This window comes from Euzebyella saccharophila (assembly GCF_014855495.1).
Taxonomy (GTDB): Bacteria; Bacteroidota; Bacteroidia; order Flavobacteriales; family Flavobacteriaceae; genus Euzebyella; species Euzebyella saccharophila.
The window spans coordinates 40,008-63,147 of the sequence record NZ_JACYFJ010000005.1; the positions used below are offsets into that span (position 1 = coordinate 40,008).

Below are 23,140 nucleotides of genomic sequence, written 5' to 3' on the forward strand. Positions count from 1 at the left end.
TTATTTTTTGGCAGCGGTTCGCTCTAAAAGAAAAATGAGCAGAAAGCCCACAAGGGCCGCAATAATAGCAATTACCAACTGATTGTCCCCTTGAAAGCTAAATGGGGATACATTTTCGTCAATCGTAATGATTTTTTCGCCAATGGTCCTGGTTTCCAATACTCTTTTCCAAGGCCAGATTTTATTGAGGGACCCAATTATAAAACCAGTAAGTAGGGCCAGTGTGAGGTTTTTGTGATTGTTGAACATCCATTTAAGCAATTTGGCGAAACTTAACAATCCAAAAATGGCCCCTGCACCAACTACTGCAATCACCTTAATATCCAAATTGTGAACCGCATCTATAATAGTTTTGTAGGAACCTAAAAGCACAAGGATAAATGCTCCGGAAATACCAGGCAATATCATGGCACAAATAGCTAGCGCTCCCGATAAGAAAAGAAAAGGAAGGCTATCTACACTCCCCGAAGGAGGTAATATGGTTATGTAATAAGCAACGCATGCCCCTAAAGTCAAAAAGAAAAAAGTTGTGGCGTTCCATTTTTTTACCTCTTTCCCTACTAAAAGTATGCTGGCTATGACCAATCCAAAGAAGAAAGACCAAATGAGAATGGGTTTGTTTTCTAATAGCCAACTTACCAGTTTGGCCAATGAAAGTACGCTTATTCCTATGCCAATAAATAGGGACAGTAAAAAATTACCGTTTAGCTGGTTCCAAGCGGACTTTAGACCTTGCTCCTTTAAGGTTTTGAAAAGGGAAAGGTCAACATTGTTTATAGATGTTATCAACTCTTCATAAATACCCGAAATAAAAGCGATGGTACCACCAGATACACCAGGAACTACATCTGCGGCACCCATGGCCATACCTTTAAGAGTAACTATAAGGTATTGGATAAAGTTTCTTTTCTCCATGAAATTTGTTTCAACAGAAACAAAAATAAACTTTTATAGTGGTAAGTGCCCAATATCTAAATTACTACTTCAGTTTGGACAAGGATTATGTTACTGCCTGATGGATTTTTCAAAGGTAGCCACAATTTTTCGTACCCAATCAGAGGTGGCATATTGAGGGAATTGCTGCTTAAAGACTTCTAATTTTTTAAAATCCATTTTTAAGGCATCTATTAAGCTTATCCTGGCATTAATGGTGTCATTTGTTTCCAGATAGAACCCTGCGGTTTTGTATTTCAATTCCGCATTATCCGGATAAAATTCCTGCCCTTGGGACAATACTTGAATAGCACCGGGTATGTCATCATTTTTTTTGATTACATCGGCCCAATCCAACCAGGTGCCTAGCTCATAATTTCCCAGATCTACCGCTTGCTTGTAGGAGTAATCCGCTTGGTCATACCGATCCAGAGCAGCATTGATCATGGCACACTTTTTCCAGTATTGTGCATTTTCACCATCTATATTCAAAGCCTTGTTTACATAAAACAATGCCTTTTTGTAGTTCTTTTTTCTGAAATAAAAATCGGTGATGGCCAACCATCCTTTGTCCAATAAAGGGTCTTCATGAACGGTATGGTAATAGTAATACTTGGCCATTTCATCATTTTCCAACCGCTCATAACACTTTCCGATGCGCAAATAAGCATGGGAAGTGGGGTCTTCCATTTGTATGGTGGTCTCGTAATTTTCAATGGCCTCATTGTATTTGCCCATTTTCTCGAGAACCTTCCCTTTTTCAAAATATGCTCCAATAAAGGTGTCATCTGAAATGATTGCAAAATCAAAGGCAGTCAAAGCCTCTGAAAGCATATTCTTGGAAATATACTGTTTCCCCAATTGATGCCAAGCAACTTCGCAGTACGGGTTTCTTTCCAAGTAATCATTCAAGTAAACAATGGCACCGTCGTGGTCTTCTAAAAACTCAAAACAGTAAATAACATTGTATAGGGATGAGTAGTCTTGATCATCAAAATCAACACATCTCATGAAACTCTCCTTGGCCAACTTATAATCGTCCATAAAGAGGTACTCCATTCCCAAAAGGGAATAGATGTCAAAACTATTGTCGGTTAAATTCAGGGCGTGGTTCAATAATTCCACAGCGGCCTCGTGGTTATCTTTTTTGGAGAATATGTTGGCACGCTGTATAAAAATTTCCTCATTACTGCTATCCAACACTTGCAGCTCATCTAAGTACTGCTCTGCTAAATCAAGATGGTTCTCAAAAACGAGCACCTCTACATCTAGCAGTTTGAGTTCTATGGAACCTGGGTGTTGTTGCAGCCCAATTCGGATCGCTTTTTTTGCCAGTGTTATCTTGCCGTTGTTTAGATAATGATGGATGATTTCCTCAAAATCTTCAGCATCGAAGAAGTAAACATCGTCAGTTTTGAGCATTGATTCAAACTTGGCGATGGATTGGTCTGGCCTTTCGTTAGATTCTAACGCCATATGAACGTTTTGGTTAAACTATGGAATTAAAAGTACTTTTTTAAAAAGCACTTTTTTTCCCCTTGGAGCCTATATTATTAACAAATTAGTTAACATCTTATTGCTCATACATATTTATAACTTCAAGTATCATGCCACAGCCTTCCTCTATTTCTTTCTTTGAAATGGTTAGGGGAGGAGAGATGCGCAGGGCTCTAGGTTCAAACTGCAACCAGAATAAAATCAGCCCTTTTTTGGCACATGTCAATATTACATGATTGGCCATTTCGGCCGTTTTTAAAATAGGTGCAAGCATTAGGCCCTTACCTCTTATTTCCAGTATATTTTCATGTTGTAGTAGTTCTCTAAAGAGTTGTTCCTTTTCGGATACCTCCAACATTATACTTGTTTCCTGAAGCTCTCTAAGGGTTGCCAAGGAAGCGGCTGCAATCACCGGATTACCGCCAAAAGTTGTAATATGTCCTAATTTAGGGCCCTGTTGTAGGTGGGACATTAATTCTATGGAAGCCACAAAGGCACCTACTGGCATTCCAGAGGCCATTCCTTTACCAATAACCAGTATATCTGGCGCAATTTCATACTGCTCAAAGGCAAAAAATGTTCCTGTTCTGCCGAAGCCGGGCTGTATTTCGTCCAAAATTAATAGGGCCCCAGTCTCATGGCAGCGTTCCCTAACTTTTTTAAGGTAGTTAGCCGTAGGTAGAATAAATCCTCCTCCTCCTTGAATGGTTTCAAGAACAACGCCTGCTGTTTTTGAGGTGATACGAGCTAAATCTTCCTCATCATTATAATTAATAAAGGAAACATCCGGTAAAAGTGGCCTGAATGGGCCTTTCCTTTCTTCCTTTCCTAAAAGGCTCAAACTGCCCATGGTATTGCCATGGTAGGCGTTTTTGGCGGCAATGAGTTCGCTACGGCCTGTGGCCCTTCTAGCTAATTTTATAGCTCCCTCAATGGCTTCGGTACCCGAGTTTACTAAATACGTACTTTGTAAATTGGGAGGAAGAAGGGAGGCTAATAATTTGGTGTAATTGACAGCAGGACTTTGCGCATATTCTCCATAAACCATTACGTGCATGTACTTTTCTGCCTGCTCCTGTATGGCCTTAACAACTTTAGGGTGACAATGCCCCAAAGTACAGGCAGAAACCCCTGCCACAAAATCTAGATAGGGTTGGCCCTTTTCATCATAAATATAGCTTCCTTTGGCCTTGGACACTTCCATCGCTAACGGATGTGGAGAAGTTTGGGCCTGGAATTTCAAGAAATCTTCTTTCATGGCCTCTTTTAAAATTATTGAAATTGATTGGGGTCAGAGGTAACCTTTACTTGTTTGGGCCTATCAGCAACAGAGGGGCGCTCTTTTTTTACCGGAGTAGAAGGAATACCGTTAATGGGATCATTGGAATTTTGTGATCGCTCCGCTTCTTCTGCGTCAATATCAATGGGATTGTCAATACCCCTAATTACAACCAGCTCAAGATTTTTGTCATCTTCGTCAAAGATGTCCTCCATTTTTATAATGCGCTCATCACCGCGCCAAATAAAACCTTTTAATTTTCTGCTCTCAACAGGAAGCTCTTTTTCCGGAAATATATCACCGTCCGGATCGGTAAAAAAGGTAAGGTCTTCTACATCATTATTGGCCATTGTAATTCTAATTTTACTACAAATGGTTTTGTCTATACCAATTAATTGGTCCTCATCATTGTACATGTAATAGATTACCTCTGTATTTTTGATAAGGTCTATAACCTTGAGCTCATTATCTTTAAACTTGCCAAAAAGGTCCTTTCCTTTGGCTTGATTATACCCCGTTTTACTAATACTGTCCAAGGAAACAATAAAAGCATTGTTAATTACCTTGAGAGAATCCATTTTCTCCGTCTTTAGGTTGGAAATTAAATGGATGCTATCTCCGGTCATTTGATTCTCCCCATTCCACAGAACGGGATTTTTTATCAATTGGGTGATGCCGGTCTTTTCTGAAAAATGAAGCGAATCACATTTGCCGCTTAAATCTGTTTTATAGAATTTAGCATTGTGAAAGGCTCTGGAAATTCTGTTCTGAGGCTTACCGGTAACCATTAAGGTGTCTCCGTGCATGTAAAGGGAATCTTGTTCTACCAAACTTATGGAAACGGCCCTTCTTGTAGCGAAAACGGAATCCTTTGCTTTAAAAACTTCTGCGTAATGGGCCTTGATAACCCCGTTGTTTACAGTGTCCGTAACTACAATATTATTGGTGGCCGAAGCAAATTCCGAAGCCTTGTCAAAATAGACGCTATCGCCTTCTATAATTCTGTTATTGTAATCTATTCGGGTGTTCTTAATTCCGTACCCACTTTCTATCTTGGTATCATAAAATCCTCTTTCACAATAGATTTTATAGCTTTCTCCCGTAATTGTGGAAGGTCCGTACATGTAGGCGTTCTTGGAATTGGTATAGTAATCCAAACGTTCTGAGTCCAAGGTATACTGAGGATTATCAATATGTACACTGTCCAGAAACTGATATTTTTTCAACTCCATAAAATATCTTCCAATTTCACTGGTAAGTGTATTGGTAGAATCTATAATGGTCCCTGAGCTATTGTAGTAAGATTCCTGATTTTCACGGTCAAAATATAGGGTGTCAGTTTTTAAGGTCATCTTACCCGTTTGTTGGTCCGCTTCAAGAAGCACGTCTTCAAAAGCTTTGGCCAATTTGGTTTCCCCGTCATAATTTATTTTACCGCTTGTGAGTTCTATAGAGTCACCTTGTTGCAGTCTAACATTACCTAATGCTCTCAGGCGGTTTTCCTTTTGATAGTAAATAGCAATATCGCACCAGAGGTCCGCACCTTGATGTTCAAACTGTACCTGCCTGTTGTCCTTGCTAAAGATGGAGGCTCCCGGAAACTTAGCCTCGTTTTTGGTAAAGTTGGCGCCGTATACAATATTTATTTGCCTGCTTTGTGTGGTATCTTTAGCGGCATTTGGGTTTTGGGCCAATACGGGAATGGCACAAAGGAAAAAAAATAGAATTCGAAAGAGCAGATTCAATTTTCTCTGTAATTTTTGACCAAAATTAGCCTTTTTAGCCCTTAAAAATTGGAGTTTAGCATAGATTTAGGAAGTAAAACGTTGCCAAACCTATGCTAAACTAAGATTATCTCAAAATTGTCTGCGTACGATCCGGCCCTACGGAAACAATGGTGATAGGCACTTCTAGTTCCTTTTCCAAAAATGAGATATAGGACTTTAACGCTTCCGGAAGTTCTTCAGCACTACTCATTTTGGTAAGGTCTTCTTTCCAGCCCTTCATTTCACTGTAAATAGGCGTTACGTTCTCCGCTTCAATATTGTAAGGTAAATGGGTAATTTCTTCTCCCTTGTAGTTGTAAGCGGTACATACTTTTATAGATTCAAATCCACTAAGAACATCGGCTTTCATCATCATTAATTGGGTAACCCCGTTCACCTGAACGGCATATTTGAGGGCAACCAAATCTAACCAACCACAACGCCTTGGCCTACCTGTAGTAGCTCCAAATTCATTACCTACACGACCCATGGTCTCTCCATCTTCATCGAAAAGCTCGGTTGGAAAAGGTCCGCTACCAACTCTGGTAGTATAGGCCTTAAAAATTCCTTTTACATCTCCTATTTGATTAGGGGCCACCCCTAGACCGGTACAGGCTCCTGCAGCTGTAGTATTGCTGGAAGTTACGAATGGATAGGTTCCAAAATCAATATCCAATAAAGACCCCTGCGCACCCTCTGCCAAAATTTTCTTACCAGATTTTTGAGCTTGGAATAAATATTCTTCACTGTCTATGAAAGTGAGCTGTTTCAATTCTTCAACGGAAGCAAAAAAGTCGGTTTCCAATTCCGCCAAATCATATTCGATATCTACATTGTAGTAATCGATCATAGCTTCGTGCTTGTCTGCCAGAGCTCTATACTTCTCTTTCCAGTCATCCATTTCAAGATCACCTACCCTCATGCCGTTCCTGCCGGTTTTGTCCATATAGGTTGGGCCAATACCCTTAAGGGTGGAACCAATTTTGGCTTTACCCTTTGCTGTTTCAGAAGCCGCATCCAATAAACGGTGGGTAGGTAAGATTAAATGGGCCTTTCTTGAAATGAGCAATTTCGATTTAATATCGATTTTAAACTCTTTTAAGGCATCTAGCTCCTTTTTAAAAATAACGGGATCTATAACCACTCCGTTGCCCACCACGTTCACTGCATTTTTGTGAAAAATTCCGGATGGAATTGTATGCAACACGTGTTTTATTCCGTCAAATTCAAGAGTATGCCCTGCATTTGGACCGCCCTGGAAACGGGCGATAATATCATAGTTCTTGGTCAGTACATCAACGATTTTACCTTTACCTTCGTCTCCCCACTGTAATCCTAACAATAAATCTACTGCCATTAAAAAATTCGCTTAGCTGTTGGTTTTTTCATTTTTGTTTCGAGTGCCATAAAAATAGAGGGAATGGGTGTTGATCTTAATATCAAAAACCTCTTCTATGGTCTTTTTTATAGACTGTATCCTAGGGTCGCAAAATTCTACCACCTCACCGGTATCCGTAAGGATGACGTGGTCATGCTGGCGATCAAAATAGGATTTTTCATATTGTGCCTGGCTTTTGCCAAACTGGTGCTTGCGTACCAACTTACAGTCTAAGAGAAGTTCTATCGTATTGTAAAGCGTAGCCCTACTTACCCGGTAGTTTTTATTTTTCATGTTTATGTAAAGCGACTCAATATCAAAATGCTCATCACTTTCATAAATTTCTTGAAGAATAGCATAACGTTCCGGAGTTTTTCTATGTCCGTTATCCTCTAGGAATGAGGTAAAAACGTTCTTTACTATTTCTTGATTTTTATTATCTGCCATAACAGGTTTACGTACTTCAATTTGCAAATGTACAGTTATATTTTAATTACCTATCTAGATTCTTGTTACTTTATCGATTCCTTGAATTTTCTTGAGGTTATCCATTAACTGTTTAAGAATGCCGTTGTTTTTGACCACCACGGTAATTCTTCCTGTAAAAGTGCCACCGTCCGTACTAAAGTTGAGGTTTTTCATGTTCACGTGCATCTCATCAGAAATAATTTCCGTTATTTCATTTACAAGACCTAAATTATCAATTCCCGTAAGTTTTATCTCCGATCTAAATTCTTCTTGGGTAGAATCTATCCACTTAGCCTGAATGATCCTGTACGCATAATTGGATTGAAGCTGTATGGAATTGGGACAGTTTTTCTTATGCACTTTAATGCCTTCGTTTACGGTTACAAAACCAAAAACATCATCCCCAGGTATGGGATTACAGCATTTACTAAGGGTATAGTCTAATTTTTCTTCTTCCTTTCCAAAAACAAGTACGTCATATTTGGTAGTTATTTCCTCCCTGTCAATAGTCTCCGGAACAGGGTTTCTTTTAATTTTATTTTTAAAGAAACTAATGAAGGCATTGCTATAGGATGAAACAAAATCTTTGATCATCTGGTTATCTATAGCTCCAATACCTACCCTGTAAAAAAGGTCCAAACTGGTTTTTAACTTAAAAAACACCACCATTTTATTGATGGAATCTTCATTCAGGGTGATTTTCTGCGATTTTAGTTTACGACGTAAAATTTCTTTCCCGTCTTCGGCAACCGATTTCTTTTCTTCCCTTAGCGAGGATTTTATTTTGGCCCTGGAGCGAGCTGTAGTGGCATAATCCAACCAATTTTGATTTGGTTTTGCTTGATCGGATGTTATAATCTCTACCTGGTCTCCACTTTGTAGGGTGGTGTTCAAGGGTACCAGTTTCCCGTTTACTTTGGCTCCTCTCGTGCGCATTCCCACTTCTGTATGAATGTGGAAAGCAAAATCTAATGGGGTAGCTCCTTTGGGGAGTGATTTTAATTCACCTTTAGGTGTAAAAACAAAAATCTCCTTTGAATAAAGGTTGAGTTTAAACTCCTCCACAAAATCTATAGCGTTGCTATTGGCGTTCTCCAATGCTTCTTGTAGGCGATTGAGCCACATTTCAATACCCATTTCCTTTTGCTCGCCGTGTTTGTACTTAAAATGGGCGGCATAACCTTTTTCAGCAATTTCATGCATGCGCTCACTACGGATCTGTACTTCTACCCAACGTCCTTTGGGGCCCATAACCGTTATGTGCAAGGCTTCATATCCAGTAGATTTTGGTGAAGAAATCCAATCCCGTAAACGTACCGGATTGGGTGTAAAATGGTCTGTAACTATGGAGTAAATCTTCCAAGCCAAAAACTTTTCGTTTTGGCGGTCAGATTTGTAAATGATACGTATGGCAAACTTGTCATAAATCTCGTCAAATCCCACATTTTGGGCTTTCATCTTTCTCCTAATGGAGAAAATCGATTTCATGCGCCCCTTAATAAGATAATTGAGGCCTTCAGCCTTTAAACTATTGTCAATAACTTGCGAAAAAGCATCAATATAAGCTAGTTGTTCTTCCTTGGAGTCTTCAATTTTCTCTTTGATATCCCTGTACACATCAGGTTCGGTGTATTTAAGACTCAGGTCCTCTAGGTCCGTTTTTATATTGTAGAGACCGATCCTGTGTGCTAGCGGAGCGTAAATATATAGGGTTTCAGAGGCCATCTGAACTTGTTTATGCTCTGGCATGGAATCCATGGTGAGCATATTGTGGTAGCGATCGGCAATTTTTATAAGGATTACCCTAACATCATCGTGAAGGGTGAGAAGCATTTTGCGAAAGTTCTCTGCCTGCTGAGATGTGCTCATGTCCTTCTTGAGGTGGGCAATTTTCGTTAGGCCGTCCACAATTCGGGCAATGGTCTCCCCGAACATGCGCTCCATGTCATCCAAGGTATAATCTGAATCTTCCACCACGTCATGGAGAAGGGCAGAGGCAATGGAGGTGGCATCCAACCCAATTTCAGAAGCGACAATTTTAGCAACAGCTATTGGATGGAAAATATAGGCTTCGCCCGATTTTCTTCGTTGGTCTTTATGGGCGTCAATCGCTATCTCAAAAGCCGAACGAATGAGTGTTTTATCATCATCTGATAAGTGCTGATAGCTTATCCGAAGCAATTCTTTATACTGCTTGGCTATCTCTTTATTTTCCTGTTCTAAAGCTGCCTCCGTCATAGTTAAATAAAAGTAGGATAATCTTTAAAGATTCACAACAAAAATTATGCCCGTAGGGAGCCTTCAACCTAATGTTGGCCCATTATTCAAAAGTTTTGGGAAACTATTTTTCGCTGATAAGATTGGCAATTCTTTTGGTTAAGGGTGGATGGGAATAGTGCATAAATACATAAGCCGGGTGCGGGGTCAAATTACTTAAACTGTTCTTGCTCAGCTTTTTTAAGGAGGTAATGAGTGGCAAGGCTGCATAGGTATGCTTTGCATAATTATCGGCCTGATATTCAAATTTCCGTGATAAGTGGTTCATGATTAGTCCAGTAATTTCAGAAATGGGGCTGTATAGAATACCAAAACCAACTAAAGCGGCATGAAAAGAAGGATTGGAGACGCCTATTGCATAGGATACTAGAGGATTGTTGACAAATAAAGAGAGGATAAAAAGGGTAACTCCCGTTAATACTAATGAAGCTACAAGATTGTAGATAATGTGGTTTTTCTTGTAATGCCCTACCTCATGGGCCAATACGGCAACAATTTCCTCTTCTTCCAGATCATTGATGAGGGTGTCAAAAAGGGTTACTCTTTTTTCCCTTCCAAAGCCGGAAAAATAGGCATTGGCTTTCGTAGATCTTTTAGACCCGTCAATAACAAATATGTTTTGCAGTTCAAAACCTACATTCTTTGCAAATTGTTCAATTTTACTTTTCAAGCTACCTTGCTCCAAGGGTGTTTGTTTGTTGAACAGGGGAACTATCAATTTGCTGTAAAAGAGATTCATGAAAAGTGTGAAAACTGAAATGATAAGCCAAGCATACAACCAAAAATAGGATCCGGCCCATTGAAAGAACCATATAATCAGGGAAAGCATTCCACCGCCAACGACCGCCAACATGGCCCAGCCCTTTAACTTATCTATAAAAAACAACCCTTTTGAAGTTTTGTTAAAGCCGAATTTCTCTTCGATTACAAAAGTGGAATAGTAGGAGAAGGGAAGCGAAATAAGGTCATTTCCTATAAAAATGATTCCAAAAAATAAAAGGGCCATTAAAATAGGATTTGTGGTAATACCACGTACCAACTGGTCTACCCATTCAAAACCTCCAAAAAATAAAAAGCCTAATGTGAGAATTAGTGAGAAAGTGGAGGTGATGACTCCAAACTTATAGTTGGTTTTCTTGTAGGCCTGCGACTTTCTATACTCTTCTTCGTCAAAAACGTCCGTCAATCCTTCAGGAATAGGGTCATTATAATGTCTTGCGTTTAAATAATCCAAAAGGGTTTCAAGCACATATTGAAAGACCAGAATAGCAACAATGGCGTAAAACAATGTATTCATTTTACTATGGTTTAAGGTTTGGTATGGTAGCATAACCAAGATTATGAATGGTTTTGCTTATAAACGGTCAGTATTTAGTTGCCAGAAACGATTAGGTTCGTTGTCTTTTGGCCTCAAAGATAAGAATACCTGCGGATACGGACACATTCATACTGTCAATTTCGCCTTCCATGGGTATAATAATATTTTGGTGTGACTGGTCTAACCAGCTTTTCGACAGTCCCGTTGCCTCTGTACCTACGACTATGGCATTCGCACCTTTAAAATCAGCATTTAGATAATTGATGGAAGCGGTTAGTGCGGCACAATAAATTTTAATATTGTTTTGTTTGAGGAAACCGAGAATTTCTTCGGTACTGCCCATGGCCAGATTATTGGTGAACACACAGCCCACACTTGAACGGATAATATTGGGGTTATAAAGGTCGGTTATGGGGTTAGCAATAATTACCCCATCTAAATTTGCAGCATCTGCCGTTCGTAGGAGCGCCCCAATATTTCCGGGCTTTTCGGGCGCCTCGGCTACTAGGATCAGCGGGTTGTTGGTCTTTAGGACGAAGGTGTCCAAAGTGTGGCTTCTGCTTTTGGCAATGACCAAAACACCTTCCGTAGTGCCACGGTGGGCCATTTTAAGGTAAACCTCATTGGTAACCGTAATAATTTCTGTGGAGGTCCCTGTTTTTGAAAGAAGCTGCTCCAATCTTTTTTCTTCACATAGTTGAGGTTGGAACAAAACACATTCTATTTCGAAATTAGCTCTGAGAGCGAGCTGTAGCTCACGTAGCCCTTCTATAATAAAGAGTCCGGTTTTCTTCCGCTCGCGGGATTTTTCTTTTAGCAGAACCACTTTTTTGACGAGCGAGTTCTGAACACTACTGATTTCCTTGAAACTTTGCACGGGGCAAATGTAAAGAAAAGCAAAATGCTTCGACCTAAGATCTAAAACCAAAAAACAACATCATGATTAAAAATATAACATTGTTTTTATTGGGTACATTGATACTTAGTTGCAAAGATGCTCCTCAGAAAACAAAAGAAAATAATGTTGCTGCAGAAAACTCGGCCGTTGAAGAAATTAAAGACCACGGCTTTCCCGAGTCATTCACAAAAGTATTGGATGCCCATGGTACCTTGGCCAAATGGAAAACGAAGCAGACCTTAAGCTATGAAATGCCCAAGCCAGATGGTAAGGAGATACATACCATCGACTTAAAATCGAGACGTGACCGTATCGATATGGGTACCATATTAATGGGTTTCGACGGTTCAAAAATTTGGTTAAAAGACGACAATGCGGCGTACAAGGGCAATGCTGCGGTGTACCACAACTTGATGTTCTATTTTTATGCGATGCCCTTTGTTTTTGCCGATCCGGGAATAAATTATGGCGAAACCGAACCTTTAGAATATGAAGGCAAAAGCTATCCCGGCATCCATATCAGTTTTAATGATGGGGTAGGAGCCTCCTCCAAAGATGATTATTTTCTTCACTACGACCCTGAAACCTACCAAATGACTTGGTTGGGCTATACTTTTACCTATGGTAGTGATGAGAAGTCAGACAATGTAAAATGGATACGCTACAACGATTGGCAGAATATTGACGGGGTATTGTTGCCAAAGTCCATAACTTGGCATAATTATGAGGGTAGAAGCATCAAAGAGGGTAAAGACCCTGTGAAATTTGAGAATGTAACATTGGAGACCCAGCAAAAACCTGATGTCTTTTACCAACAACCGGAAAGTGCCAAAGAAGTCTTAAACCCTTAAACATTCGCTTTTTTTTGAGTAATTTGGAGCTCAAATACTAATTTAATGGAGGTACTTTTATTTGGTATTGCCAAAGACATCGTTGGCTCATCTAGTTATACAATCAGTGAAAATGCTGTGATGCCTATTTCGGTGGCGGAATTAAAGCAACAGCTGACTACTGATTTTCCGGAGCTGGGAAAACTTTCTTCGTTGGCAGTGGCTGTTAATAGCGAATACGCCGAAGACGGGGTTTTACTGCAAAGCCAAGATGAAATAGCATTGATACCTCCTGTAAGTGGCGGATAATGGTAGATAAAATCATTGTTGAAATAGTAGATGAATTAGACCCTTCCGAGGTTTATCAAGAACTGTCAGATCCAAATAGCGGTGGAATTTGTGTATTTGTGGGTGCGGTAAGGGAATTTACCCAAAACGAGCAGGTTATGGCTTTGGAGTTCGAAACCTATCAGGGCATGGCCATCAAAGAAATGTCTAAAATTGCTCAAGATGCTATGAAAAAATGGGATTTGAACAAGGTGGTTATAAGGCATGCCGTTGGTGAAAAGGGGGTGGAAGAACCTGTAGTGGTCGTGGGGGCATCTTCGGCACATAGAGACGCTTGTTTTACGGCTTGCAGGTTTTTGATTGACACTTTGAAGGAGACCGTACCCATCTGGAAAAAGGAAATGTTCAAGAATAAATCCGTCTGGGTTTCGGCAACCCCTTAAGATCTATTTACTTTGTAAGAGAAGGAAGATGATATGCTGATAGACAACCACGGTAGAAAAATCAATTACGTACGTTTGGCGGTCACCGATCGTTGCAATTTGCGCTGCAATTATTGTATGCCTGCGGAAGGCATCAACTTTGCTAAAAGTGACAAGCTTTTTACCATGCAGGAATTGGGCAAACTCAGTGAGCTTTTGGTAGACCAGGGGGTGGACAAAATCAGAATTACCGGGGGAGAGCCCTTTGTGCGTAAAGATTTGATGGTGCTGTTCCGTAAATTGAGCAAACTTCAAGGTCTTAAAGATATTTCGGTTACAACCAATGCTACTTTGATCGGACCTTATATTGACGAGCTTAAAGAATTGGGCATTCTGAATATGAACATCAGCATGGATGCCATTAACAGGGACACCTTTGAGCGAATAACCCGCCGCAACCAATATGATACGGTGTACGAAAATTTGGTGCGATTGATTTCCGAAGGTTTCAATGTTCGCATTAATTTTATTGCTTTAGATGGGCAAAATACCCAAGACATTTTACCGATGTTGGAGCTTGCCAAACATTACAACGTTTCGGTGCGCTTTTTAGAGGAAATGCCTTTTAACGGCGGATCCAAGAAATTTCAGTCCATCGTTTGGGACTATAAAAAGATATTGGCCCACATTGCGGATGCCTATCCGGATTATTATCAACTGGAATCTCCAAAAACATCCACTTCCATTAATTACAAAGTGCCCGGATTCAAAGGCTCATTTGGGGTTATCCCCTCCTTTAGCCGAACTTTTTGTGGGTCTTGTAACCGGCTTCGAATTTCGGCCACGGGCGATGTCATCACCTGTTTGTATGGAAAACCTAGTATGAATGTTAGAGATATTTTCAGACGTGAAAAAAGTGATGAGCTCGTGAAACAGCACATTTTAGAAGCAGTTGGAAGTCGTGCAAAAACAGGCTTTGAGGCCCAAAAAAAGTATCAAGGTGTTTTTGATAATTCCATGACATCCATCGGGGGATAATAATTCAATTTAGAGGATAAGAGAACCAAAAATATGAGCAAACTTTCTCATTTAGATGATGCCGGAAATGCCGCCATGGTAGATGTTTCGAAGAAAAAAATAACCGCCAGAACGGCCATTGCCTCTGGGAAGGTGGTTTTTCCATCTGCCGTTTTTGAAGAACTGAGTGCACAGGATTTTTTGGGAAAGAAGGGGAGCATTATACAAACTGCCGTAATTGCGGGAATACAGGCAGTTAAAAAAACTTCGGAGTTGATACCCCTGTGCCATCAATTGAGTTTGAGCAAGGTAAAGGTGGACATAGTCCCAAGTGATAATTGTTTACTTATTACCTGCACCGTAAAATGCAATGAACGTACGGGGGTGGAAATGGAAGCGCTTACGGGCGTTTCGGTGAGTGCACTGACCATTTATGACATGTGCAAGGCACTTTCGCATGATATTGTAATTGGAGAAATTAAGTTGAACGAGAAAACAGGAGGTAAGAGTGATTATAGGTCCTAAATTGTACGGATTGGTCTTAGCCGGTGGAAAAAGCACCCGAATGGGAAAGGACAAAGGTCTTATCCATTACCACGGAATGCCGCAAAGAGAGTATGTGTACCATTTGTTGGACAGGGTTTGCGAGGAGACTTTTATGAGCGTTCGGCCCGAACAATCCAAAGAGATCGCTTCTGATTTTCAATTGATTGAAGATACGGATGAATATAAGGGTCCGTTTAACGGACTTTTATCCGCCCATAAGAAATATCCTGAAGCCGCATGGCTAGTTTTGGCTTGTGACCTTCCGCTAATCGATTTAAAATCACTTCAAGAATTGATTGCAGCTAGGGACCCTAACGTTTTCGCTACTTCATTTGCACATGAGGAAAATCCGCTACCAGAGCCTATTTGTGCCATTTGGGAACCTGTAGCCTTGGAAAAGGCTAAACAATATTTGGATGAGGGTAATGGTTCCTGTCCTAGAAAATTCTTGATCAATAGCGAGGTGAAATTGGTTTTTCCGCAGGATAGTAATGTGCTGATGAATGCCAATTCGGAAGAAGAATACAAAGAAGCCATCGTTAAACTATCCACGGAATAATGGAACGCTACCAAAGACAGGTAATCTTGCCCGGTTTTGGGGAAGAGGCCCAGCAAAAACTAGAGAAAGCTAAGGTGCTGGTCATTGGTGCCGGCGGTTTGGGCATTCCGGTGCTCACCTATTTGAATTCTATGGGTGTGGGAACTTTGGGTATTGTTGACAATGATGTGGTTTCCATTACTAATTTACATCGGCAGGTAGCTTTTGCCGAGGCGGATGTTGACCGACCAAAGGTGAATGTTCTGGCAAGAAAGCTGCGCGAACAGAATTCTGATACCAAGATTATAGAATATCCAATCTTTTTGAATAGAGAAAATGCTTTGAGTCTTATTCGAGAATATGATTTGGTGGTGGATGCTTCGGATAATTTTCCCACCCGATATTTGGTGAACGATGCCTGTGTAATGTTAAATAAGCCATTTATTTACGGTGCTTTACATGGTTTTGAAGGTCAGGTGAGTGTTTTTAACTATAATGGAGGTCCAACCTATCGCTGTCTTTTCCCTACCATGCCTAAAAGCGATGAGGTGCCCAATTGCAATGATCACGGGGTATTGGGAATTTTACCCGGTATAGTTGGGAATCTTCAAGCCTTGGAAGCAGTTAAAGTCATTACTGCATTGGGGGAGGCTTTGTCCGGTAAATTGTTGCTTTTTGATGCACTCGGCAATACCTTCCAGAAAATAAAATTTGGGCTGAGGACTGAAAATTTAGAAATCAGCGAACTTCAAAGTAGTTATGATTTTGATTGTGAAGTTGGCGTGAATGAAATTTCCGCAGAAAATTTTTCCAATCTTATGGAAACAGATGAAATACAACTCATTGATGTTCGTACAGAAAAGGAATTTGCAAGAAACCATTTGTCCGTTGCTAAAAATATTCCCTTGGGAGAGCTGGAAAGCCGCTTAGGGGAAATCGATTTTAGTTCAACGGCTTATCTTCTTTGCCAATCGGGAATTCGCAGTAAAAAGGCCATAGCAAAACTACAAGAACTGCAACCTATGGCCCAATTGGTCAATGTAACGGGAGGTATGAACCAAATAAAATTGCATGCTGCTGAGCACTGAAGAGTTTGTACTGCTTAGTTTGGGCTTTTTTGTAATCGCCACGCTCTATTCTTCGGTAGGTTTTGGTGGTGGCTCCAGTTATTTGGCCCTGTTGACCTTGTTTCTCTCAGGTTTTTTCGCCATCCGCTCCATAGCGTTGGTATGCAATTTGGTGGTGGTTTCGGGCAGTTCCTATCTTTATTTTAAAAACGGCCATAGCGATTTTAAGAAATTCCTACCATTTGTGTTGAGCAGTATTCCCATGGCTTTTATTGGGGCATCGTTCCGGCTACAAGAGCATGTTTTTTTCGTACTCTTGGGGTTTTCACTGGTGATATCTTCCATTTTTTTGGTATGGCAGACATTTACTTCTTCTAATACAAGCGATAAAGTAAAATCCTACCCCAAGTACCTTACCGCTGTTTTGGGTGGTGGCATCGGATTATTATCCGGTTTAGTAGGTATTGGCGGGGGTATTTTTTTAGCGCCTATTCTAAATCATTTACAGTGGAATAAATCCATTAAAATTGCTGCCTTGGCCAGTTTTTTTATCTTGGTAAATTCCATTAGTGGCTTGGTGGGCTTGGTTCAAGGAGAAATGTTAAATTTGCCATGGAAAGAAACTTTAGGTCTTGTAGTGGCCGTGCTTTTGGGCGGTCAGTTAGGAATTCGGCTAAGTTTAAAGCGACTTTCCCCTAATGGAATAAAAAGGGTTACAGCCTTTTTAGTTTTTGCGGTGGGCATTCGAATATTGATAAAATACCTACCCCACTTATCCTAAGTCTCCCCATTTTCGAATGGAAACCGTTAAAAGAAAAGTAGATTGAAAACATTGTTGCATCCGGCGTATTTGCCCAATATTCAAACATTCGCTAAAATCGTTTCAGAAGAAATCTGTTGGGAGGTAGAAGATAATTTCCAAAAACAGACCTTTAGAAATCGCTGTTATATTGGCACTGACCAGGGGAAACATATGCTAAGTATTCCTATAAAACATGTTGGTGGTTCCCAAGGCAGGCAGAAGTTTAAGGATGTAGTTTTGGATTATTCCGGAATGTGGTCGAGACAACATTGGAGAACCCTGCAAACGGCCTATAGAACTTCACCCTTTTTTGAATTTTATGAAGATGAATTGGCACCAATTTTTGAAAAGCAACATAAGTTTTTGTTGGACTTGAACCTATTTGCCATCGAAACTATTTGTGATTGTTTACAGGTGGAAATGCCAGAGAATAAAACAGAAGAGTTTATTCTGCATCCTGAAAAGTTAAATGACCAAAGGGTATTGGTCAACGCTAAGAAAAAGACGGTTGTTGATTTTCCGGTCTATAATCAAGTATTTGGTGACAGACACGGTTTTTTGCCCAATTTAAGCATAGTGGACCTGCTTTTTAATGAAGGAACAAGTGCCTTATCCTATTTAAAGCAGCTAGACATTTAAATTGTTATGTTACGATTTTTGGTCCATTACGGCATTCACTTTTTAGTGCCTGTTCTCGTAGGCTTCTACTTTTTTAAGGACAATCGTTTAAAGGCTATTCTTATTCTTTTGGCTGGTATTGTCATTGATGTTGATCATTTATTGGCCACACCCATTTTTGAAGCTAACAGGTGTAGTATTGGGTTTCATCCCTTGCACAGTTATTGGGCTATTGGATTATATGTAGTCTTATTCTTTTTCAAGAAAACTAGATTAGTGGGATTGGCATTGTTGATACACATCGTGGCAGACATATCAGACTGTCTTCTAATGCCTTAAATCAAATGTGGACATAATAGGAAAGTGATCTGAAAATTTGTCATCGTAATTCTTGTGTGATTTAATTTCAAAATGGTCATCGGCAAAAATAAAATCGATTCTAAAAGGCAGAAAAAGTAAATCGTAAGTTCTGCCTAAGCCTGTTCCTTTTTCAATAAATGTATCTTTCATATCACCCTTTAAAAGGTGGTAAGTAGAACTAAATTGAGTGTTATTAAAATCGCCACATAGCAAAGTGGGGTAGGGACTATTATTTTTATGTTGTTGTACAAGTTTTGCCTGGTTCATTTGTCTTTTAAATCGATGGTTGACCTTGTCATAAACGTATTCAACAGGCTTTGAACGAACATTTCCTGATCCTGGTGTTACTCCCAAAGACTGCATGTGAACATTATAGACCCTGATAGTATCGCCTTGGTATAAAATATCGGTGTAAGAACCATTGTTGATACTGTTCTTGAACTGAATCGTTTCCGCTTTGATAATAGGATATTTAGAAAAAACACCCAAGTGCACTTTGTTGCTATCGTAGAATTTATCAAGGAAGGAGTAGGGGTAGTCCAAGAATTCAGGCTTCATGCTGATGCCCACTTCTTGAAAACAGATGATATCGGGTTTTTCTAAGGCTATTAGCTCTGTAATTTTTTCTCTGGTGTTAACGGATCGGTCAGCTTCCAAACGGTTAAACCCCCTCACGTTATAACTCATTACCTTTAAATCCCCAAGGCTTTTATTTTCTTCCCCAAAACTTGGTTTTATAAAGGTGCCTAGAACTAGATATCCCACTACCAGAATGATGAGAGAGGTGAGCATTTGTCTTTTCCTTTGCAGCAACCAATAGAGAAAAAACAGGAAATTACCAACGACCAAAAAGGGCACTACCAACCCCAAAAAAGTAAGGAAAGAGAAAAAATCATAGGTTAGATATGGAACTGCGCAGGCAATTAGCAGTAAAACCGCTACTAAAATATTAATGGAATAAACGAGCTTATTGAACCAAGAAAGTCCCTTCATACATCTATTCTTCCTTACCAGCCTTAAAAAGAAAATCCTTTTCGGCCTTGGTCAAACTTTCATAACCAGATTGACTGATTTTATCTAAAATGGCATCAATTTTCTTTTGTTGGCTTTGCTTGTCGTAATTGGAGGCGTTGGTGTTTGAAGATTTTCTGTTTTTGTAGACCGTTTTCAAGGGCGATTTCTTCTCTCTCTTTTTGAATAAATTCACGATTCCGTCTACAAGTTTGGAAAATCCTTCACCTATATCCACCCCGTTATATAATTGTCTGGCATACATATATCCCAAGAATGCACCGCCCAAATGGGCCAATCTCCCTCCTACATTGCCTCCCAAAGGAATTTGAACCAAATCCATCAGGACCACAAAAACACCGATATGCCAGAGCTTTACATTAAAAAAGAGCAATTTCACTTCCTGATTGGGAATATAGGTGCATACAAATATCAAAACAGCCATTACACCTGCTGAGGCACCAATAAGAGAGGTGTTGATACCAACTAAAGCAGGGAAAATATTATAACTTAAAAGGAATAAGAGACCACCTAATATTACCCCGAGAAAATATACGTTTAAGAATCGCCTGCCATCAAAAAGGTTCAGTAGAATACGACCTGCAACATATAAAATATACATGTTCCAAAGTATATGAAAAATACCTCCATGGAGAAAGGAATAAGTAATAATGGACCAAGGTTGTATCAGAAAATCGAAAAAATCCTTTGGCAGTGCGAACCAGTCCTCTACCGTTGGGCTGATCAGTGCCGTAATAAGACCCATTACAATAAACACCACTACATTAATGGCGATAAGCTTTTCTGAGACACTCAGCCGGGCGTATTGATATTTTAGACCTCCGTTGTTCATCTTAATTCCAACGATTATTGTTAAACTGATTCTTCTTCCAGTACCACATCATTAGGAACCCAAAAAGAGCGCCTCCAATGTGGGCAAAGTGGGCAATACCAGTTGCAGTTCCCGTAAATCCAAAAAATAAATCCCCTAAAATCAACAAAGGGACAAAATATTTTGCTTTAATGGGGATGGGAAGAAAAATAAGCATGAGTTCAGCTTCGCTAAAGGTAAAGGCGAATGCAACCAAAATACCATAAATGGCTCCGGAGGCCCCTACTGCCGGCGTTGAAAACGCACTCAAAAAGCTATCTACCTTGTCCGGACCGATCACGGTTTCCCATGAAGGGCTGTATTTACCATCCGTAATGATTTGCATTAATTCAGTCTTGCCTATACCGCTATCCAGTAAGGCTTGTAGGCCATCATTAAAAAGATAGTAATTGACACCGGTATGCAGTAAAGCCGCCCCTAGACCAGCGGAAAAATAAAAGAAAAGGAACTTGTTGCGTCCCCACATTCTTTCAAGAGGGGTGCCAAAAGCATAAAGGGCATACATATTAAAAAGGATATGCATGAAATTGCCATGCATGAACATATGGGTGAAAATTTGCCACCACTCAAAATTGGGATTCTCTGGATACCACAAAGAAAACCAAGCGTACATTTGGTCGCCATATAGCTGGGTAGCCACGAAGAACAAAATGTTGATAATGAGTAAATGTTTTACCGCTTCGGTGAGTCCTCTCATTTAAATAAATTTTTTATCGATGTCATTTTCCGTAATGGTAACGTATACTGGTTTGTTAAATGGGCTTACGGTAGCATCGGTACAGGCAAATAAATCGTTTACCAAAGCTATTTGCGACTGATTATCCAATATTTCTCCCGTTTTTACCGCCAATGTCTTTGCCAATGTTTTTGAAAGGATATCGCTCTGCGAAAAACTTTCGCCATTAATTTCCTGTTGATAGTCAGATATCAATTGGTCCAATATCATGCCAACCTCACTTTCTGTCACCAATAACGGAATTCCTGTCACTGTAATGGCATCCTCTTTCATATCTTCAAAGATAAAACCAATAGAAAGCAAAACCTCTTTGATTTCCTTTAATGTATGAATCTCTGCCCTTGAAAAAGTTAAGGTAAGGGGAAATAACAATTGCTGACTCACCGCATCCTTAACGGTGCTGTTCTTCAGGAATTTTTCATAAAGCACTCTCTGATGTGCCCTACTTTGGTCAATTACCACCATTCCTGACTTTATACTGGTAACGATATATTTTCTTCTTATCTGAAAGGTGGTAGCCACCGTTTCCTGTACTTCCTTTTCGTTTTCAAAAATGGAACCTGTAATGGCCTCAGATTCAAAACTGATACTGTTTATAGGTTCATTGCCCCCCATCTTAGATTCCATACCCACATAGAGGCTGTCCCAGTTCTTGCTGGCCTTGGGCTGGTACGAGTAGGTAGGGGAGGAGCTAGATTTCTTTGGGGTATCTGAAAAGGGATTGAAGTTGGCATCTACAGTAACTTTTGGCTGAACTGCAGATTTATTCTTAAAATCATACGGGGTATCCAGATTTGGGTCTTGGTCAAAATCTAGGGCAGGTGCCACATTGAACTGTCCCAAACTATGTTTTACCGTAGACCTTAAAATAGCGTACAAGGTATGTTCATCATCAAACTTAACTTCGGTTTTGGTAGGATGAATGTTGATGTCAATGGATCCTGGCGCAACTTCCAAATAAAGAAAGTATCCTGGAAAAGTATCTGGTTTTATGAGGCCTTCAAAGGCCGAAACCACAGCGTGATGCAGATATGGGCTTTTTATAAATCGGTTATTGACGAAAAAAAACTGTTCGCCCCTACTTTTCTTTGCAAATTCTGGTTTGGTTATGAAGCCGCTTATTTTAACAATAGGGGTTTCTTCATCTACGGGCACCAGTTTTTCATTGGTACGGGACCCAAAAATATTTACTATTCTTTTACGGTAATTATCTGCGGGAAGATTGAAAAGTTCACTTCCGTTATGATAAAAGTGAAAGGAAACTGTTGGGTGGGCCAAGGCTACCCTATGAAATTCATCGGTAATGTGCCTTAATTCTACTTGGTTAGATTTAAGAAAGTTCCTTCTCGCTGGGATATTGAAGAATAGATTTTTCACCGCCATGGACGTGCCTTTGGGGGTAACGGTCACTTCTTGAAATACAATTTTACTACCCTCCATTTTTAGGTGGGTGCCAACCTCTTTCTCTTCCGGTTTTGTTTGCATTTCAACATGGGCAATTGCTCCAATGGAGGCCAATGCCTCTCCCCTAAACCCTTTGGTGTTAAGATTGAAGAGGTCTTCTGCCTGTTGGATTTTACTTGTGGCATGGCGTTCAAAACTAAGTCGGGCATCGGTAGCGCTCATTCCAACCCCATCATCAACTACTTGGATCAAGGCTTTGCCACCATCCTTTACAATCAGCTTTATAGTGGTGGAACCGGCATCCAAAGCATTTTCCAATAGTTCTTTAACCACTGATGCAGGGCGCTGTACTACCTCCCCAGCAGCAATTTGATTTGCAACGTGGTCCGGTAAAAGTTTAATGATATCCGCCATTAGTTAGGGAAGAATATTGTAAGATCAAAATCTAGGATAAACAAAGCAATGAGAACTAAAATACCAATGATAATGGCCATTCTTATTTTGAGATTGCGGTCTCCTTCCCGCTTCATATCGTCCATGGCACTACTGAACTTCCCTTTTAGACCACGAGGGGTATTGAGGGTAGTTCTGTATTTATCAAATTTAGCTTCCATTTTAAATGGGCTGCCCTTGCCCTTATCGTCATAGTAACGAGGAGCGTATTCAAACTTCTTATTTCGCTTGAGTTTCGTGAATTTACTGAGCATTCCCATGATTTTCAAAGGTACTTAAAATCAAAAAATATGCCCCATAGCCAACGCCAAAATTTGTTAAAACGTCGAGTGTGGGCAGCTC

24 protein-coding genes are annotated in these 23,140 nt (G+C 40.1%); 10 read left to right on the forward strand and 14 right to left on the reverse strand.

Translation table 11 applies throughout. The features are described from left to right. From IL355_RS14560 to IL355_RS14600, 9 genes are all read right to left on the reverse strand, one after another. A complete protein-coding gene (locus IL355_RS14560; protein ID WP_192462859.1) occupies positions 1-915 on the reverse strand; it encodes a DUF368 domain-containing protein in 915 nt (304 codons plus the stop codon). A gap of 90 nt (positions 916-1,005) precedes the next feature. Then, complete coding sequence (locus IL355_RS14565) at positions 1,006-2,409, reverse strand: tetratricopeptide repeat protein (protein ID WP_192462860.1); 1,404 nt, start codon at positions 2,407-2,409, stop codon at positions 1,006-1,008. 97 nt (positions 2,410-2,506) lie between these two features. Then, positions 2,507-3,688, reverse strand: a complete 1,182-nt coding sequence (locus IL355_RS14570) for an aspartate aminotransferase family protein (protein ID WP_192462861.1) — start codon at positions 3,686-3,688, stop codon at positions 2,507-2,509. A 14-nt stretch (positions 3,689-3,702) separates the two neighbouring features. Next, entirely contained in the window at positions 3,703-5,412 is a 1,710-nt protein-coding gene (locus IL355_RS14575) for an OstA-like protein (RefSeq protein WP_317175506.1), read from the reverse strand. 148 nt (positions 5,413-5,560) lie between these two features. Next, positions 5,561-6,832 carry an adenylosuccinate synthase gene (locus IL355_RS14580; RefSeq protein WP_187456825.1) on the reverse strand — a complete coding sequence of 424 codons (1,272 nt, stop codon included), beginning with the start codon at positions 6,830-6,832 and terminating at the stop codon, positions 5,561-5,563. A gap of 12 nt (positions 6,833-6,844) precedes the next feature. Continuing rightward, positions 6,845-7,300: a Fur family transcriptional regulator gene (locus IL355_RS14585; RefSeq protein ID WP_192462863.1), complete on the reverse strand. Its 456-nt coding sequence runs from the start codon at positions 7,298-7,300 to the stop codon at positions 6,845-6,847. A gap of 54 nt (positions 7,301-7,354) precedes the next feature. Next, the gene (locus tag IL355_RS14590; protein WP_192462864.1) at positions 7,355-9,559 is read right to left on the reverse strand and encodes a RelA/SpoT family protein; all 2,205 of its coding nucleotides are present in this window, start codon (positions 9,557-9,559) and stop codon (positions 7,355-7,357) included. Between the two features lie 103 nt (positions 9,560-9,662). Beyond that, positions 9,663-10,895 (reverse strand): M48 family metallopeptidase, encoded by a 1,233-nt coding sequence (locus tag IL355_RS14595; RefSeq protein WP_192462865.1) that lies wholly within the window; start codon positions 10,893-10,895, stop codon positions 9,663-9,665. 91 nt (positions 10,896-10,986) lie between these two features. Beyond that, positions 10,987-11,793, reverse strand: a complete 807-nt coding sequence (locus tag IL355_RS14600; RefSeq protein ID WP_192462866.1) for a TrmH family RNA methyltransferase — start codon at positions 11,791-11,793, stop codon at positions 10,987-10,989. A 62-nt stretch (positions 11,794-11,855) separates the two neighbouring features. Here IL355_RS14600 and IL355_RS14605 point away from each other — a divergent pair, with 62 nt between their 5' ends. The 10 genes from IL355_RS14605 to IL355_RS14650 are packed head-to-tail and all read left to right on the forward strand — an operon-like array spanning position 11,856 to position 18,281. Further along, positions 11,856-12,665 carry a DUF6503 family protein gene (locus IL355_RS14605; RefSeq protein ID WP_225621263.1) on the forward strand — a complete coding sequence of 270 codons (810 nt, stop codon included), beginning with the start codon at positions 11,856-11,858 and terminating at the stop codon, positions 12,663-12,665. Positions 12,666-12,710: 45 nt separating this feature from the next. Continuing rightward, entirely contained in the window at positions 12,711-12,953 is a 243-nt protein-coding gene (locus tag IL355_RS14610) for a MoaD/ThiS family protein (protein ID WP_192462867.1), read from the forward strand. Continuing rightward, positions 12,953-13,375 carry a molybdenum cofactor biosynthesis protein MoaE gene (locus IL355_RS14615; RefSeq protein WP_192462868.1) on the forward strand — a complete coding sequence of 141 codons (423 nt, stop codon included), beginning with the start codon at positions 12,953-12,955 and terminating at the stop codon, positions 13,373-13,375. The genes IL355_RS14610 and IL355_RS14615 overlap by 1 nt, the downstream gene beginning before the upstream one ends. A 33-nt stretch (positions 13,376-13,408) precedes the next feature. Further along, on the forward strand, positions 13,409-14,392 hold the full coding sequence (moaA, locus tag IL355_RS14620; protein WP_192462869.1) for a GTP 3',8-cyclase MoaA: 984 nt from the start codon (positions 13,409-13,411) through the stop codon (positions 14,390-14,392). A gap of 33 nt (positions 14,393-14,425) precedes the next feature. Continuing rightward, a complete protein-coding gene (moaC, locus tag IL355_RS14625; protein WP_192462870.1) occupies positions 14,426-14,896 on the forward strand; it encodes a cyclic pyranopterin monophosphate synthase MoaC in 471 nt (156 codons plus the stop codon). Continuing rightward, positions 14,880-15,476 (forward strand): NTP transferase domain-containing protein, encoded by a 597-nt coding sequence (locus IL355_RS14630; RefSeq protein ID WP_317175501.1) that lies wholly within the window; start codon positions 14,880-14,882, stop codon positions 15,474-15,476. The genes moaC and IL355_RS14630 overlap by 17 nt, the downstream gene beginning before the upstream one ends. Continuing rightward, the gene (locus IL355_RS14635) at positions 15,476-16,543 is read left to right on the forward strand and encodes a HesA/MoeB/ThiF family protein (RefSeq protein ID WP_192462871.1); all 1,068 of its coding nucleotides are present in this window, start codon (positions 15,476-15,478) and stop codon (positions 16,541-16,543) included. Before IL355_RS14630 ends, IL355_RS14635 begins: the two co-directional genes overlap by 1 nt. Beyond that, positions 16,527-17,303 carry a sulfite exporter TauE/SafE family protein gene (locus IL355_RS14640; RefSeq protein ID WP_192462872.1) on the forward strand — a complete coding sequence of 259 codons (777 nt, stop codon included), beginning with the start codon at positions 16,527-16,529 and terminating at the stop codon, positions 17,301-17,303. The genes IL355_RS14635 and IL355_RS14640 overlap by 17 nt, the downstream gene beginning before the upstream one ends. Before the next feature lie 42 nt (positions 17,304-17,345). Continuing rightward, the gene (locus IL355_RS14645; RefSeq protein ID WP_192462873.1) at positions 17,346-17,963 is read left to right on the forward strand and encodes a WbqC family protein; all 618 of its coding nucleotides are present in this window, start codon (positions 17,346-17,348) and stop codon (positions 17,961-17,963) included. A 6-nt stretch (positions 17,964-17,969) separates the two neighbouring features. Next, the gene (locus IL355_RS14650) at positions 17,970-18,281 is read left to right on the forward strand and encodes a DUF6122 family protein (protein ID WP_192462874.1); all 312 of its coding nucleotides are present in this window, start codon (positions 17,970-17,972) and stop codon (positions 18,279-18,281) included. Here IL355_RS14650 and IL355_RS14655 read toward each other — a convergent pair. From IL355_RS14655 to IL355_RS14675, 5 genes are read right to left on the reverse strand one after another with little or no spacing between them, the layout of a single operon-like run. Then, positions 18,270-19,295, reverse strand: coding sequence for an endonuclease/exonuclease/phosphatase family protein (locus IL355_RS14655; RefSeq protein WP_192462875.1), 1,026 nt, complete (start codon positions 19,293-19,295; stop codon positions 18,270-18,272). The two genes, IL355_RS14650 and IL355_RS14655, sit on opposite strands and share 12 nt — an antisense overlap. A gap of 4 nt (positions 19,296-19,299) precedes the next feature. Next, entirely contained in the window at positions 19,300-20,166 is an 867-nt protein-coding gene (locus IL355_RS14660; protein WP_192462876.1) for a rhomboid family intramembrane serine protease, read from the reverse strand. A 1-nt stretch (position 20,167) separates the two neighbouring features. Beyond that, the gene (locus tag IL355_RS14665) at positions 20,168-20,902 is read right to left on the reverse strand and encodes a rhomboid family intramembrane serine protease (RefSeq protein ID WP_187456841.1); all 735 of its coding nucleotides are present in this window, start codon (positions 20,900-20,902) and stop codon (positions 20,168-20,170) included. Continuing rightward, positions 20,903-22,759: a DNA mismatch repair endonuclease MutL gene (mutL, locus tag IL355_RS14670; RefSeq protein ID WP_192462877.1), complete on the reverse strand. Its 1,857-nt coding sequence runs from the start codon at positions 22,757-22,759 to the stop codon at positions 20,903-20,905. Then, positions 22,759-23,052: a hypothetical protein gene (locus IL355_RS14675; protein ID WP_222937266.1), complete on the reverse strand. Its 294-nt coding sequence runs from the start codon at positions 23,050-23,052 to the stop codon at positions 22,759-22,761. The genes mutL and IL355_RS14675 overlap by 1 nt, the downstream gene beginning before the upstream one ends. Positions 23,053-23,140: the final 88 nt, after the last annotated feature.

What these genes read in the sequence shown, in the direction of transcription:
- IL355_RS14560 (WP_192462859.1), bottom strand. Translation starts at nt 915, where the DNA reads ATGGAGAAAAGAAACTTTATCCAATACCTTATAGTTACTCTTAAAGGT.
- IL355_RS14565 (WP_192462860.1), bottom strand. Translation starts at nt 2,409, where the DNA reads ATGGCGTTAGAATCTAACGAAAGGCCAGACCAATCCATCGCCAAGTTT.
- IL355_RS14570 (WP_192462861.1), bottom strand. Translation starts at nt 3,688, where the DNA reads ATGAAAGAAGATTTCTTGAAATTCCAGGCCCAAACTTCTCCACATCCG.
- IL355_RS14580 (WP_187456825.1), bottom strand. Translation starts at nt 6,832, where the DNA reads ATGGCAGTAGATTTATTGTTAGGATTACAGTGGGGAGACGAAGGTAAA.
- IL355_RS14585 (WP_192462863.1), bottom strand. Translation starts at nt 7,300, where the DNA reads ATGGCAGATAATAAAAATCAAGAAATAGTAAAGAACGTTTTTACCTCA.
- IL355_RS14590 (WP_192462864.1), bottom strand. Translation starts at nt 9,559, where the DNA reads ATGACGGAGGCAGCTTTAGAACAGGAAAATAAAGAGATAGCCAAGCAG.
- IL355_RS14595 (WP_192462865.1), bottom strand. Translation starts at nt 10,895, where the DNA reads ATGAATACATTGTTTTACGCCATTGTTGCTATTCTGGTCTTTCAATAT.
- IL355_RS14605 (WP_225621263.1), top strand. Translation starts at nt 11,856, where the DNA reads ATGATTAAAAATATAACATTGTTTTTATTGGGTACATTGATACTTAGT.
- IL355_RS14610 (WP_192462867.1), top strand. Translation starts at nt 12,711, where the DNA reads ATGGAGGTACTTTTATTTGGTATTGCCAAAGACATCGTTGGCTCATCT.
- IL355_RS14615 (WP_192462868.1), top strand. Translation starts at nt 12,953, where the DNA reads ATGGTAGATAAAATCATTGTTGAAATAGTAGATGAATTAGACCCTTCC.
- moaA (WP_192462869.1), top strand. Translation starts at nt 13,409, where the DNA reads ATGCTGATAGACAACCACGGTAGAAAAATCAATTACGTACGTTTGGCG.
- moaC (WP_192462870.1), top strand. Translation starts at nt 14,426, where the DNA reads ATGAGCAAACTTTCTCATTTAGATGATGCCGGAAATGCCGCCATGGTA.
- IL355_RS14635 (WP_192462871.1), top strand. Translation starts at nt 15,476, where the DNA reads ATGGAACGCTACCAAAGACAGGTAATCTTGCCCGGTTTTGGGGAAGAG.
- IL355_RS14640 (WP_192462872.1), top strand. Translation starts at nt 16,527, where the DNA reads ATGCTGCTGAGCACTGAAGAGTTTGTACTGCTTAGTTTGGGCTTTTTT.
- IL355_RS14650 (WP_192462874.1), top strand. Translation starts at nt 17,970, where the DNA reads ATGTTACGATTTTTGGTCCATTACGGCATTCACTTTTTAGTGCCTGTT.
- IL355_RS14655 (WP_192462875.1), bottom strand. Translation starts at nt 19,295, where the DNA reads ATGAAGGGACTTTCTTGGTTCAATAAGCTCGTTTATTCCATTAATATT.
- IL355_RS14660 (WP_192462876.1), bottom strand. Translation starts at nt 20,166, where the DNA reads ATGAACAACGGAGGTCTAAAATATCAATACGCCCGGCTGAGTGTCTCA.
- IL355_RS14665 (WP_187456841.1), bottom strand. Translation starts at nt 20,902, where the DNA reads ATGAGAGGACTCACCGAAGCGGTAAAACATTTACTCATTATCAACATT.
- mutL (WP_192462877.1), bottom strand. Translation starts at nt 22,759, where the DNA reads ATGGCGGATATCATTAAACTTTTACCGGACCACGTTGCAAATCAAATT.
- IL355_RS14675 (WP_222937266.1), bottom strand. Translation starts at nt 23,052, where the DNA reads ATGCTCAGTAAATTCACGAAACTCAAGCGAAATAAGAAGTTTGAATAC.